12 protein-coding genes are annotated in these 14,136 nt (G+C 33.7%); all 12 read right to left on the reverse strand.

Annotation, left to right across the window (positions count from 1 at the left end; translation table 11 throughout):
• Positions 1-1,190: 1,190 nt before the first annotated feature.
• The 12 genes from IC221_RS16625 to ltrA all read right to left on the reverse strand — a co-directional run bounded on the left by IC221_RS16625 (position 1,191) and on the right by ltrA (position 13,360).
• Positions 1,191-2,465: a hypothetical protein gene (locus IC221_RS16625; protein WP_188170051.1), complete on the reverse strand. Its 1,275-nt coding sequence runs from the start codon at positions 2,463-2,465 to the stop codon at positions 1,191-1,193.
• Positions 2,466-2,469: 4 nt separating this feature from the next.
• Complete coding sequence (locus tag IC221_RS16630; protein ID WP_188170052.1) at positions 2,470-3,144, reverse strand: hypothetical protein; 675 nt, start codon at positions 3,142-3,144, stop codon at positions 2,470-2,472.
• Between the two features lie 247 nt (positions 3,145-3,391).
• The gene (locus IC221_RS16635; protein WP_223241410.1) at positions 3,392-4,150 is read right to left on the reverse strand and encodes a response regulator transcription factor; all 759 of its coding nucleotides are present in this window, start codon (positions 4,148-4,150) and stop codon (positions 3,392-3,394) included.
• 257 nt (positions 4,151-4,407) lie between these two features.
• The gene (locus IC221_RS16640) at positions 4,408-5,172 is read right to left on the reverse strand and encodes a tRNA(His) guanylyltransferase Thg1 family protein (RefSeq protein ID WP_188170053.1); all 765 of its coding nucleotides are present in this window, start codon (positions 5,170-5,172) and stop codon (positions 4,408-4,410) included.
• Complete coding sequence (locus IC221_RS16645) at positions 5,162-5,605, reverse strand: AAA family ATPase (protein ID WP_188170054.1); 444 nt, start codon at positions 5,603-5,605, stop codon at positions 5,162-5,164. The genes IC221_RS16640 and IC221_RS16645 overlap by 11 nt, the downstream gene beginning before the upstream one ends.
• A 970-nt stretch (positions 5,606-6,575) precedes the next feature.
• A complete protein-coding gene (locus IC221_RS16650) occupies positions 6,576-7,583 on the reverse strand; it encodes a helix-turn-helix transcriptional regulator (RefSeq protein ID WP_188170055.1) in 1,008 nt (335 codons plus the stop codon).
• The gene (locus IC221_RS16655) at positions 7,576-8,322 is read right to left on the reverse strand and encodes a hypothetical protein (RefSeq protein ID WP_188170056.1); all 747 of its coding nucleotides are present in this window, start codon (positions 8,320-8,322) and stop codon (positions 7,576-7,578) included. Before IC221_RS16655 ends, IC221_RS16650 begins: the two co-directional genes overlap by 8 nt.
• A gap of 282 nt (positions 8,323-8,604) precedes the next feature.
• Positions 8,605-9,015, reverse strand: a complete 411-nt coding sequence (locus tag IC221_RS16660) for a hypothetical protein (protein WP_188170057.1) — start codon at positions 9,013-9,015, stop codon at positions 8,605-8,607.
• Between the two features lie 122 nt (positions 9,016-9,137).
• The gene (locus IC221_RS16665) at positions 9,138-10,220 is read right to left on the reverse strand and encodes a hypothetical protein (protein ID WP_223241411.1); all 1,083 of its coding nucleotides are present in this window, start codon (positions 10,218-10,220) and stop codon (positions 9,138-9,140) included.
• A 385-nt stretch (positions 10,221-10,605) separates the two neighbouring features.
• Positions 10,606-10,941: a hypothetical protein gene (locus IC221_RS16670; protein ID WP_188170058.1), complete on the reverse strand. Its 336-nt coding sequence runs from the start codon at positions 10,939-10,941 to the stop codon at positions 10,606-10,608.
• Between the two features lie 320 nt (positions 10,942-11,261).
• Complete coding sequence (locus tag IC221_RS16675; RefSeq protein WP_188170059.1) at positions 11,262-11,837, reverse strand: hypothetical protein; 576 nt, start codon at positions 11,835-11,837, stop codon at positions 11,262-11,264.
• Positions 11,838-11,983: 146 nt separating this feature from the next.
• Positions 11,984-13,360, reverse strand: a complete 1,377-nt coding sequence (gene ltrA, locus IC221_RS16680) for a group II intron reverse transcriptase/maturase (RefSeq protein WP_188170060.1) — start codon at positions 13,358-13,360, stop codon at positions 11,984-11,986.
• Positions 13,361-14,136: the final 776 nt, after the last annotated feature.

Raw genomic sequence — 14,136 nt, forward strand, 5'->3', positions numbered from 1 at the left:
ATTACAATACAAATCTCAGAACTTTTAATGCGAATGGATTTACAGAATCAAAGTAAGAAGTATAAATTTCAAAGGTTAGGTATTTTTCCTTTATCATAAATGCTATTACGTACACTGTAAACTAAATTATCGTCAACTTTTAATCGACCTTTCTACAAGCATTTATAGGATCAACTTTCAAACTTTCTTCTTCTTCATTTTTGTCTTAACACAAAAACGAAGCAAAAAAGTCAAGGCTTTGAAGTCAAAAGCTAAATTCCATTTCTCTCGCCTAAATGATTTTAAACTCGCTGCGCTCAAACAACAAAATCATTTCTAACGGCTCAATACATGGAATTCTGAACGCTTTTCCCTTCAAGGCCGAGGGAGATACTACTAAATGATGGTCTGATTACATGTTAAAAGACAAAGGTTTTATAATAATTTTCTAAAATGCAGTTCTGTAGGGACGTTGCATTGCAACGTCCTCGCGAACCACAACACACTACCATTAATCCTTCATAAAAGGAGTTGTATTAATTAACGAAAACTTAGTTTACAATGTATTAAGTTTCATAAAAAGTTCTTGTTAGTAGATTTTTTCAGAATTAAGCAGAATTTCAATCACAGATGCTTTAAAATCATCTGCTACTTTGTCATTTAAGTATTCAGATGAATTTTCATTTTTTAAAAAATCCTTTTATTTTTCTTATACAATCCAATTTGATGGCTGTTCACGAGGTAATCACAAAAAGGTATAAAGTCTTTATCTGTTTGTTCGTCATATTCTTTCTTGATTCGCTCTAATGGATAAATTGAAAACATGTGCTCATTCCAATCAAAATCTTTAAACCCATTAATTTCTAAGAAGAATTGTATCAGGGAATTTAAAGTTAAGGTGTTTTTCCAATTTGGTTCTCTCTGAAAGATCAACACCCTGGTTTAATTTCACATTAATTTTTTTCCAAAAATCAATTACATCAGTGATTTCCATGTTAATAATTTGAGTAGCTTAGTTCAGTTTTAAATTTACACAACAACCTTATTAAGGTTCCCTGTTATGAAGAGCATGATAGCCCACTAAAATTAACAACTATAAATGTAATCAATTTCAGTTAACTATCATTCTTCTTCAACTCTTTGTAATGAAACCTTTATTCGACATTCGGGAGTGCTTTATGAATAACACTGTAAAGGCTTACATTTGTGTATTACAACTTCCTCACCTTAAGTCTTTCAGGGTAAAATACCAATTGGATTAAGTTATATTCTAGCTGACTAAAATCAAATGCCACTCCATCTATTTTAAAGTTGGAGTAAGGATACCATCTTAAATTTGTTCTGAGAATAAAAGCTTCATTCGTTTTTCCAGGTACAATGTCCCAACCAAAAGTTAAACCGGGTTCAAAAGATGAAAAGTTCAATGTACGTTTCACCCCATTGACATCTTCTTCATATTGAATATTATCATAAGCCAGATTAAAACCTATATAAGGGGCAAAACCAGAGAAGTCGATCAAAAATTTATTAAACTCAATTGCTAATGAATTCTTGTTGATGCTTTGTTTAGTACCAAATCCTTCTGTTGTATAAGTGGGGTTTCTGTACGATAAAGCCGTGAAGAAGTCTATTCTATTAAAGTGATACCCTAAGGCAAAATCTAAATAGCTAGATGAAGTCAACTTTTGCTGCAAATAAGGAAATGCATTAGCATTGTATTCTGAATTAGAGAGTGAAAATGATTGAGAAAGACCTGCTCCAATAAAGAAGTTCCCAAATGATGTATCCTCATATGAAAGTTTTGAAACACTTGGGTAACTATTCCATTTATCAACATTTTCCTGAGTCGTGTTTTTTGTGGCATCAAAGGCATAAAGAAGACCAAACTGAACAGAATAGGACGGCGTTTTAATTTCTGTCATTTCAGTTTTACTAAGTGGATATTGCCATTTATTATTCGGGAAATAATTGACGGCCAACCTGAATGCAATTTTTTTATAACTGTACATCAAACCTGCATCAAAATTCAGCATAAAGTCTTTAGCAATCAAAGTGTGATTTTCCTCCGTTTGCGGAATCTGTTCAAGCGATAAAGCTCCCCAATTCAACCCAAAATAAGGTCGTAATTTCCCTTTCTTCATACGCCAAGGGTATATTCTTGCTCCTGTTGCTACGTAGTTTTGCATTTTATGTTGAGCTTCATTTCCGTCCAGATTGATCTGACCCAATGGAAAGGTCACATAAAATTCGGCGTGATCCCAAAAGTGGAACCCTCCCCAAGTAATGTAGGGGTTAAACGTAGCAGCATAATCAATTGGAGTTACCTCCCCATTTATCAATTGTTTTCCGGTAAAAGATGGAAAAAAGTTCCCTCCTGTTTCTAGGTACATTCGTGCAAAATCCAACCTTTGCTTATTAGCTTGTTGAGCTTGTACATTGAAGGCCCACAAAAAAACGATAACGATGATTACTATCTTCTTATACATTTTATTAAAATTGAAAGCCTACAAAAAACCAAATATTATTGTCGATTTGATTACTCTTGATGGTGGTGTCTTCAAGCTTTGTTTCTATAATAGGATCAAGATTGATCCTGATTGGAACAGAGACTCTATAATAAAAGCCTTTCACCTTGAATAAGTCTGTTTCTGTAAAACTGATAGCACCTCCGATGGTAAAGGATGATTTCCTAAGCTTTTCATGAGAGACGGTATGCGTATATTCATTATCATAGTACCCCATTGAAGGTGCTAGGGAAAGACCTTTGAAAAGAACAGGAAAGTCATAGAATAACTCGAACCCCAATTGCTTTCCTTTTACATTTTCGCCGTCTACTGCTTTTGCAAAATCAGAGGATAGATGGACTTCTGATAAATAAAGATGAGTGTAAGCCAGTCTTAATAGGTGATCATTTTTAAACCTTACACCTACTTCACCTCCCAGAGATTTGAACTGATTAAAGGCCGCCTCTCCAAAGTCATAGGCAATAAAGAACTGAATAGTTCTACTTTGAGCTGAATCCTTCAGAGTGTGATAAAATGCTGAAGCATCGTTTTTGATCAAAAGTGTGCTCTCAGACATAGTAGATTGCAATGCTGCATCTTGAGCATTTGCATGAATGGAAAAAATTCCAATAAGTGCGATGAGTAATAATTTGTACTTCATAACCTAAATTTTTGAAGCAAAACTATTGGTAATATAAGAGAGACACAATCGGATAAAAGTATGATTTATACCCAATAAAGGTATATCATACAAAAGTATGAGTATTGATATTCAACCTATTAAGGATTTAAATTAAAATAGAGTGATTTATTCTTCCCTCATTAGCTCACACTTAATCCATGATCTAATAAGTGTCCAAAGCATATTTATAATCGCAACAAATAAAACCATTCGTTAGTAAACCCTACTATCTAAGTAAGTTTGACAACTCATTTCGGGTTTTTACACCGCATTTTTTATAAATATTACTGGCGTGTGTTTTTACTGTAGGAAGAGAAATGTAAAGTTGATCCGCAATGTTTTGATAAGTTACCCCCATTTGAAGTAGAGTAGCTATTTCTTGTTCTCTCACTGTAAGTGCATAATTCTTGAAATGTTGTTTGTTGGGTGTTATATCATTTTTAATTAAAGATAGCCTTTGCAAATCGTCATAAATTTTACGAACAGCCAATGCTGAAAAAGCAATGTACAATAGAAATCCTATTTGGAACTGCTGGTACTCCTTTTCAAAAGCATAATGGAAAATCAGATAAATAGGTATCAAAATTAGAAAAGTTAAAGCGAAAATCCTGTTTGATTTCTCCAAATGCTGAAACTGTTGGATGGGTTTTGTTTGTCTTTGAAGCCACATCGATATGACTACTGATAGAATTAAAAACACTACAACTGCCCATTGAGCAAACATCATTGCACCCAATAGTTTAGAAACTATCACAACAACAGACAAAAGGACTGAAATTCCGATCTGTATTTTTTTGAATAGGCTTGGGATTGAATGTTTTTGTTGACTCAATGTGTCTAAAAATGTGGTGCAAGCCACTAAAATCATACACAATAAGGTAGACAATGTTGTCGTTTCTTTCTCTGAAAAAAACGGTGAAACACTTATTGAAATCAATAGTAATATTAGCGAAACTGTAAAACCAATTGTCTCCCGATTCTCCATTTTCTTATTGTAACACAATACTTGTAGAAACAAAGAAATTGTCAATGCAGTGTAGGTAATAATTAGTAAAGTATATTCAAATTGAAGCATTTTTTTCTGTTGAATTTCAATAGATGTTATCACTGTTTATGACTTCATCATTAGCCCACAACTTAGGTCATGGACTAATGATGAGAAAAGCAGGTTTTGATACTATTACAAATAAAACAATTATAAGTTAGATGTAAAATTCATTTAATTACTCAGCGTATCAGAGACTATTCATCTCTTTTTATTTTATCTGCAACAAAGTTAGAATATGCCTGTCCTAATTCAAGTTCAAATTCTGTCTCAATCACCTTTCTTTTTGTCACTTCTTCCCTATTCAACTTCGGATTCCAACCCGTTTTTTCTTCAGTAGTCCAGTAAAAACCTATGCCTCGTTTTTGCCAACTTGGTAGATCATTAAAGTTGATACCGTTCTGAAACAAGAGTTCATTTTTGAATTTTGTAGACTTCTTTTCAATAGCCTTTGATGCAAGAGTCGGAGTTTCTCCCTGATTCCTAAGCATCCAATAACAATGGGCATTTAAAGCATTTCTGTGTGCATCTTCGTGTCTCCATCTGAAGTAATCAACAACATCTTGTACTCTAGGAAGAATTGATAATCTACAGTCAAATGTCCCTAGTGCACCTAATAGTAATGAGAACTTTGCACTTGCTTCCCCTGCAAGAATAGAGGTGTATTTACGGCTCTTTCTTGAAAAAGCATTTTCATTAATATCAAAAAGAAGAGAAATCTCATCACTCTCTGTGTATGCATAAATTACATGAAAACCACAAGTCATTAAATGCTTCACCGTTTCAACCATTAAGTCTCGAAACTTTACATCAAAAGGTCGTTCAAAACTATGTACTTCTTTGGTCAATCTAGTAAAACCCCGCCCATCAATTCTTGCAACCATGTAATTGTTAGGAGGAACTGAAAAATCATAGGCAGTTTCAAAAACACGTAGTTTTCTATCTAAGTCGTCAAATTTCATCTAAAAGTTTTTTTACAAATTTTGTTTGTTCTTGCGTAATGTAATAAATTTCATCAAACCCTTCTGCGAATGTTGGTAGTAACAGTTTCTTCAAGAATGATTTAAGCCCAACTTCAGGAATTCGTTCTTTACCAGATCTAAGATTATTTCGTTCGAGACATTCTTCATAATTACTTTCAAAAAAGTAGCTTACAATTTTATACTTAAATTGCTTTCCTAGTTCAATGTATTTGGCTCGCTCCTCTTGACTTGGGTTAGTATTATCAATTACAATCTTGGATTGAGTTTGAAAACAGAAATCAAGAAGTTTATTTTCTTTATTTCTGGTATTCAATAAATCAATACTAACTCTAATATGAGAGTTGAAAAATTCTTGTTTGTAAAGTGTTGATTTTCCTGAACCCTGTATTCCAGTAAAAATTATTAATTCCATATTATTAAGTACATTGTAAACTAAATTATCGTCAACTTTCAATCAACCTTTCTGCCAGCATTTATAGGATCAACTTTCAAACTTCCTTCTTCTTCATTTTTGTCTTGAAACAAAAACGAAGCAAAAAATTCAAGGCTTTGAAGTCAAAAGCTAAATTCCATTTCTCTCACCTAAATGATTTTAAACTCGCTGCGCTCAAACAACAAAATCATTTTTAACGGCTCAATACATGAAATTCTTGACGCTTTTCCCTGCAAGGCCGAGGGAGATACTACTAAATGATGGTCTGATTACATGTTAAAAGACAAAGGTTTTATAATAATTTTCTAAAATGCAGTTCTGTAGGGACGTTGCATTGCAACGTCCTCGCGAACCACAATACACTACCATTTTTCCTTCATAAAAGGAGTAATATTAATTAACCTTACTACAAACATTTATAGGCTCTACTTACAAGCTACCTTCTTCTTCATTTTTCCATTGATGAAAAACGAAGCAAAAAATCTAGGCTTAGAAGTCAAAAGCTAAATTTCATTCCTTTCGCCTCAATGATTTTAAACTCGCTTTGCTCAAACAACAAAATCATTTTTAACGGCTCAATTCATGAAATTCTTAACGCTTTTCCCTTCAATGCCAGGGGAAGTACTACCAAACTAAAATGGTAGAAAGCTCACTGGCGAGAATGTTAAGTGTAAGCGTCATTCGTGTCCTTTAGATCATCAGAAATCTCCTGATTTCTGAATACTATAATTAACGATAATTTAGTTTACACCGTATTAAGTTAGCATGATGTCGCCTATGGATTATGTTACACGACAACTATCATCTACGCACCTTATTACCCACATCTTATGAGTTCCGATTTTCAAGTTTATCTATTATATACTAATAGTACAAAACGATTCTAAGTTATAACATTTTCATTGTTACAAATTACTGGAGTCCATTTTATATTTTCAATTCTATTCATTTAGAATTTAATATTCATCGCTTCTTTTCTGGATTTAATTTTTAGTTTAGAGTAAATACTACCGACATGCGATTTTACAGTAGTTAGCTCAATATTACATTCGGCTGATATTTCTTTATTGCTTAAGCCATTTCTTAATAAGTCAAATATTTTTCGCTCTTGAACACTTAGCTGTTTGATATTTTGATGCTTACGTTTAAAGTAAATTAAAATCCCAACAGAGAGAAAGCAAATAACACTCACAAAAAAAATGAGGTATTTCTCACTTATTTTATCAATAAGAACATACTCTTTGATTGGAAATTTTTGCCGGAAAGAAATAAAATAAGAGCTGTTTTCGTTTTTCCATTTTGACAAATAATCATCATAAAATTTAGGGTGAATTAAATAGTCTACTTGAAAATCGGTCTGATAAATGGCATAAAGAGATACCAAAGGATTACTACAAGTATCTGCAACTGCTTTCAACTTTTCTGACACTACCTCTTTTATAAATTCCTTTTCAATGATTGAATTTTCATAATCAATTGAATTGGGGTAATTCGCTAATTTCTTGATATAGTTAAATGTCTTCATATAGTCAGCTCCTTCAATTCTTGTACCCGAGAAAACTGGTCTTTCACCGGTATTAAACAATTTTATTTCAGAATCTCTTTTGCCGACGAAGAGTATAAAATTTTCATCTAAACTACCAATGACGAGTGAATTTGGCGAAACCCCTTTCTTAACAATATGCAAACGAAAAAAGGACCATTGAGAGGGTATGTTGGCCAAATCAATTTTGAAATTACCTAGACTATCAATAGCAGCACTTGTAATGATGATGTCATTCGAAACAGCATATTCTTTTTCAAATGTTTTGAGATAAGACACATATATTTTCCTGTCCCAAGTATCATCTAATATCAATTTGCCAGATATTTGACCAACATTATCAGAAAGTGCATTGATTTGACAACACAAGACGATAAAGAGAATAGCTATTGTATTTTTTATAATTTTATTCATCCACCGTAGGTTTTATAGATTGAGCAACAGACATAGCAATATTGCCATTCGATTTTTGGGATGAAATTTTTATTTGCCACTCCCCAACTTCTGTATTTGAAATGGTCTTATCAAGAGCTCCTGAAGTATATTCCTTTACTTTTTGATTGGCATCGGATTGATATTTTAGGGATAGTTCCCCTTCTTTAACTCCTTTAGGATTGTAAATTTCGATAAGCGTAGATCCCGATTTGATGTGTGCTCTGATGCCTATATACAAAGTCATTTTAGAAGTAACTTTAAAAGCCATTGATTCACTATCATCTGTTTGATGAGTGAGTGTAATATTTTTAATTAAAATTTCTTTAGCGTTTTCTCTCCATGCTTGTGATTTTTTTCTTCGTTCTTCGGCTAAGTGTCTTTGTATAGCATGTTTCTTTCTAAGTTCTGCATCTTTCTCTCTCTGAACTTCTGCAATTCTATTCCGTTCCTCAACTAAGGTTAAAAATTCCTTTTTCTGTTTTTCATAATCAAGAAGACTTTTATCGTATTCTTCACTTGTGCCCCCTTTTGCTTTCAATTGCTTGATGTAGGCTGCTTTATGAATATCCCAACTTTCTTTGGGTGTGAGACCATCATAATTATTATAAGAATTAGGAGGATAGATATAGCTCTCTAGCAACGAATCTTTTTCGACTTGACAAAATCCAAAGGTATTGCTTAGGAGTAATACAAATAAAAAAATTATGCTTTTTCCCATATCGATAAATTTAATGTTTAATAATTGATTTGAGCGTAAAATTAACTTGAGCATTCAAAAATTAGGGTATTATTAGGGTAGGAAAAAGGTATGAAGGAAGTATGAAAGAGTGTATTTATGGGTGATTTTTAGGGTTTTAGCAATTCTTGAAGTGTTTTTACCGTTTTGCTTGTTTTGATTTTGGAATGTTTATAATTCCACAACCTTCAACTCTCCAATTATCATTATACTTCTTGATTTTCATGGTAACGTAAAATCCTTCCCAATGAATACCTTCCACTGTTAAGTAATTTGTTGTTGAGTCAAAACTAAAGAGCTTAAAACCCTCTTCTGGGTAATCTTGGCATCAAATATCGGATCAAAACCAAGTCCTATTTCAGGATCATTTTGTTCGGCTTCCAAAATGAGCTGTTTAAGTTCTTCCTTAAATCTAAGACTTACTTCGGGATAGTTATTTACCCAATTCGTGATTTCAACCTTTTCTTTGCTATTACAGTTTTCCACATAATCATTAATAAATTGAATTGCAATGCCAGTAGGATCATTTGTAGTTTCTGAATTAGAAGAAAATGCCAGATTAGTTATTTCAATTGAATCTTTCTCAATAATATTCTCTGAAATATCCTTTATACATTTCACATTATTAAAACTTAGATTTATGAAACTAAGCCATAATAAAAGTATATATCTCATAAGCTTTTTAGTTTGGTGTTGATTTAGTATTATTTCTCACAACGCCTTGTATTATATTGTGTTGAGAGCTTTTGCAAGCAATAAAGACAAATACATTGTTATACCAAGTGCTTTTTTCAACTCTAATTATTCATACAAGGAATTACATTCTCTCTAAAATATGGCTCTTGATTAACCCAAAACATATAGTTTACATTAAGAAAATCTTTTGCAAAAGCATGTAATAAAGGAACAATATTCTCCTGCTGATTTAATCCTTTATCCTTATGTTCGTTATAATCTTTGTCTGCACCTGTTTTTCCAATATAATTCCCATCTTGAATAGCTATTCCCAATGGAACTTTATATTCGTACTCATGCATCATTGCAATTAAATGGTTAAGTTGTCCTTTTCTTTGAACCATTAAATCTGGCCCACCCAAACCTACACCTATTTCGTTCCCATATTGATATATTGCTCGTAAATACCCCTTATCATCCCATGGCAGCCACTCTCCAGGCATAAAATTAGCATACTGCATTGTGACTGAGTTTGGAAAAGCTTGTTTTAGGGCTTTCATATTTTCTTTTATACATTTAACGTAGCGTTCTGGTGAAAATGAACTATCTTTTGTATTATTTGTACCCGCAGCTGTTTCCTGAAAATTTATTCCTTCTATTTTTCCATTAAATTCCTTCCCTAATGCATGAAGTAATTGTATCCAACGATTTTGTACTTTACGATTCCACCTTTTGGCTGCCCAGCCATCTTCCTCATTCAAAGCAATACATCCATCATCATATTCTTCAGTCAATAAATAATCAGGAACAGCTTTGTAAGTAGCACTAAATGACACATCTTGTAATTGGATAAAAAGCTTTTTACCATGTGAAGTTAAATAAGCATAATCTTCATAAATAATAGAAAAATTGTATGTTCCCTTTTTAGGTTCTAACTGTCTCCATGAATACATAATCTGAGCACCTACTAACCTTTTGTTATCTAGTAATGGATGATTGTGAATTAATTCTCTATCTCTGGAAAAATATACAAAATGCTTGATACTATCTTTTTGTAAAGGGCAAGTAGCATCTAAATACTGTTCGTATGCTTTATCATACCTGTTTGCAGGATTGTTATACTGTGCAAATGCTTTGATTTGCATAAAAAGGACGATTTTAATTATTAATAATGAAGTCTTACTATTCATCTTTTCATTGTTCATTTTCTTTCAGATTGTATTTTAGCACTGGCAATAAAGTAAAGCCTGTTAGCTCACTCCGATTAATCATTTAAAAGTAATCAATTTCAGTAAACTTTCAGTGCCCATTTCTATCGATCACAAGTATAGTTTTCATTGATTTATAATCCATTGATTTACACCTACTGTGGACAAACGCCAATGAATATTATGCCACGGTTTCATTCACAAGGACTCAATGAAAAAAGACTTCCCGAGTAATCGAAAAGTCCTCCCTAATTTCATATAGCTGAGTGCATAAAAATTCACCGCCATTGTTCAACTAGGACTTAATTTTTGAGTTTGAAGACCAAACTGAGCTATGATTATTGTCTTCCTTAATATAACGTGTGAAAGTTTTCAAAAACGATTAATAACTTAAGCGAAAATTAATTGGAAATAATAACGTTGTATGATAATTATTTTCTCCGCATGAATTAACTTTCCATTGTTCTTTTTTCATAAAAGTTAATAGCTCATTTTTATTTTTTATTAGATCAATTCCTTTGCTTGCTTCTTCAAGTATTATTGTTCTTTCAACTATACCTTTATGGTTTATAAGAAGGATAAAATAAATTTTAATATCTCCATATACTTTTTTCCTTACTAACTCTTCATCAATCTTTAATAATTTACTAATCTCTTTGACTAGATAAACTTTTCCATTAATTGGGGTGTTATTGTAACCACCAACAATAGTTTTCATTTTGAATATAGAGTCATATTCCACCTTACATTCAAAGTCACTTTTTTGAGCGTAACAATGTAATGATATTCCTAAAAATAATATAGAAATTATTATTGAATTCAATTTTATATACTTTTTGTTTCCTTATTAAAAAGGGTTGGGCTTATGCAATACAGCGACTTGGCTAAAAAGCATTTTTTAAAGAGCTTACGTTCCGTCTACTAAATAGCCACAAGCCTTTTAATTTTTTTAAATCTGTGGCGGGATTGCTTATATGCAATAACCTTCCAATTTTACTACTAACGTTATGCTCTTCAGACCCAAAAATTAAGACCTAATTATTGTATGATGTTTTTATATTTTCTTTTTTCTCTAATGCTAAATATTATACCACATATTAACCCTATCAATCCACCTAGATAGCTAAAATTGTGCATTGAACCAACCATAATGAAGGTTCCTTTTTCAATAAGGTTGTCAGGCAAATACCAATTCGGAGGATTTCCCACTAGGAATAATTCTCCATAAAGAAGCCCGATTAAACCTGTCAAAAGTGCTATTCCCATTGTCAAGACTATTGATTTTAATGTGGCTTTAAGCATTTCTTTTCCATTTCGATGAATCAACCCGATTAGTCCTAGGAATATTCCAATTATTAAACCGACCCACCAAGTCGCTAAAGTCCCAATAATAGCCGCTCCAAATCTAGGGTTTGGTAATATGATTTCTGGTGATTTTTCAGTTCCAACATTCTGTCCCATTCCCCAGTTTTGTAGTCCAAATTGAATGAACTTAAATTTGGTGTAGTATTCTTCAGAAATCGAATACGTTATCTGGTCATGAACAATTCCATAAACTCCGCCAAGAATTGGTGCGATTATCAGAATCAGAATTAATGCTAATACTTTATTCATTCGTTTTTTGTCAATGCCATAGTAGAGCCTGATAGCTCTCTCAATTTAAATAATTATAAATGTAATCATTTTGAGAAAACTATCAGAACCCCCTTCATCAAACCGTACGTGAAGTTTTCCCTCATACGGCTTACCGATAGAATTCTTCATTGAGCTTTCGCAAGGGTTTTCAAGCGGGCATACTTTTCCAAGTCTAACAGACCTTTGCTTTTAACAAAGAAATGATAAGGGCGCTGGCGAAGCACCTTATGCGCTTTACGTCCTTTGCTTTTGAGCCACTTGAAAAGTTTATAATCAACTTGTTTGACAATAATCTTGGCTGTCTCCCAAATATGGGTGACTTTGCTGATAGAAAAGTAGTTCAACCAGCCATACAGTACTGAGTTTAGTTTGTAAATCAAGGGTCCTATTTTCCAATGACGACGTTTGCGTAGTAGCTCACGGATATTGGCAAATAGTTTACTTCTTGATTTAATACTAGGACGAATGTTCGTATATTTCTTGGTATTCCATGAAAACTTGGAACGAACATAACGAAATTCAAAGCCCAGAAAGAATAGACTCTTCTTGTGTACATGAAGAATTGAGGTCTTGGTCTTGTTGATCGTAAGACCCATCCTACGCATAATTGAGTCAATATATTTCAGGATTTCTCTACTATAGTAGTAGTTACCCATCAATACAAAATCATCTGCGTAGCGAACTATTCGGATGTTGGCTTTGGCAAACTTGCCTCGTGGATTATTGACAATACGGTCAAAAGCATGTAAATAAATATTAGAAAGCAAGGGGCTAATCACTCCTCCTTGGGGTGTACCCATTTTGGACTGTATTCGTTTCCCATTCTTTAACTGTTTGGGAGCACAGAGCCATTGCTTAATAATATTAAGTATTCCATTATCGCTAATTCGCTCTTTCAACAGTACAAATAACTTATCATGAGGGATCGTGTCAAAGTATTTTGATAAATCCGCATCATAGACAAAGTGGTATCCTTCGTATAGGTTCTGTTTGATCTGTTTCACAGTGTCTTGAGCTCCTCGTTTAGGACGAAATCCATAAGAGGTATCAATAAAGTCCGCTTCCCATAAAGGTTCTATTAGCATCTTTACTGCCATTTGAGCGACTCTATCTTTTATCGTCGGGATGCCTAAGAGGCGAAATTCTCCCTTCTTCTCTTTTGGTATTTCTACTTGACGAACAGCTTGGCATCGATAAGTTTTTGTTTGGAGTTCGTGTTGTAGTTCTTTTAGAAACTTCGATACTCCATACTTTTCTATGTCGGCAAATGACATATTATCGACACCTCTGCCATGGGAATAGTTTTGTTTTACACGACGGTAAGATTCGACTAACACGTAACCTAAGCTCATTTTATCACTCAGGCTATAGGCTTTAAAACCTTGATCTTGCTTGGCTCGAATGTATAGCTTCCTTTGAAAGACACGAACTTGTTCATCTGTCTTTGTAGAAGATGGACTTACTAATAGAGCGGTGTCAATATAGGTCGTTCTGTCTTTCATATAAGCGTTTCTAAAGTAGAGCCCCTTCCCTAATCTAAGGTTATGTTGTCCTTAGAGTCAGACAGTACTATGAGCTCCTCCGACTTCTGTTATTACCAGGCTGAATTTCGCTATACTTATATCAGCTTGTTTAAGGGGGCCAACCTTTGAAATAACAGATCTCCCACGTTCCGTCACTTTCCATCTATAACCACGCCATCCCTATGACTCCGGTAGATCATTGTACTTCACATTACTGTTTATTCATACAATGTAACAGGGTTCGAGACCGTCAAAACTCTCCCCATCTACGCCTGCCTTTTCGAAGCTACTATGGGTTCACACTTGCGTATTACGGCTTGGTTATTTGAGATCACTGAGCTTCAGCTATCCACCTCACGGCGATCACTGTCAGTAACTCTTCTAAGTGAACAGTAAATTACTTAGGTAGGATTTGCACCTACTGGAAAGCCACAGCATCGTGGCACACTAACGTTTAGTGTAAAATGCGTTTTAAATGCATTTTACATAGTGTGTGTGCCCAAAATGGGCACGATCTATATTTGTCTAAATATAGTTCAATCTTCTAGAGGGTGCAAGTCCCTTATGCGCGGAGTACGATCCCGAAGCATTAGTACGTGACAAGGTGGTTTTCCGTGAGGAATGCACTGAAGTAAGTCAAACGGCAAAAGTTGGTACTGACAGACAGGAACGACATATGAGGCATAGTCGGTAGGATGAGTAAGCACATCATTACGAAGTCCGAACGTGGGAACCACGCTGTAATTCGAAACACA

It is taken from the genome of Flammeovirga sp. EKP202, assembly GCF_014534745.1.
In the GTDB taxonomy this organism is placed as follows: Bacteria; Bacteroidota; Bacteroidia; order Cytophagales; family Flammeovirgaceae; genus Flammeovirga.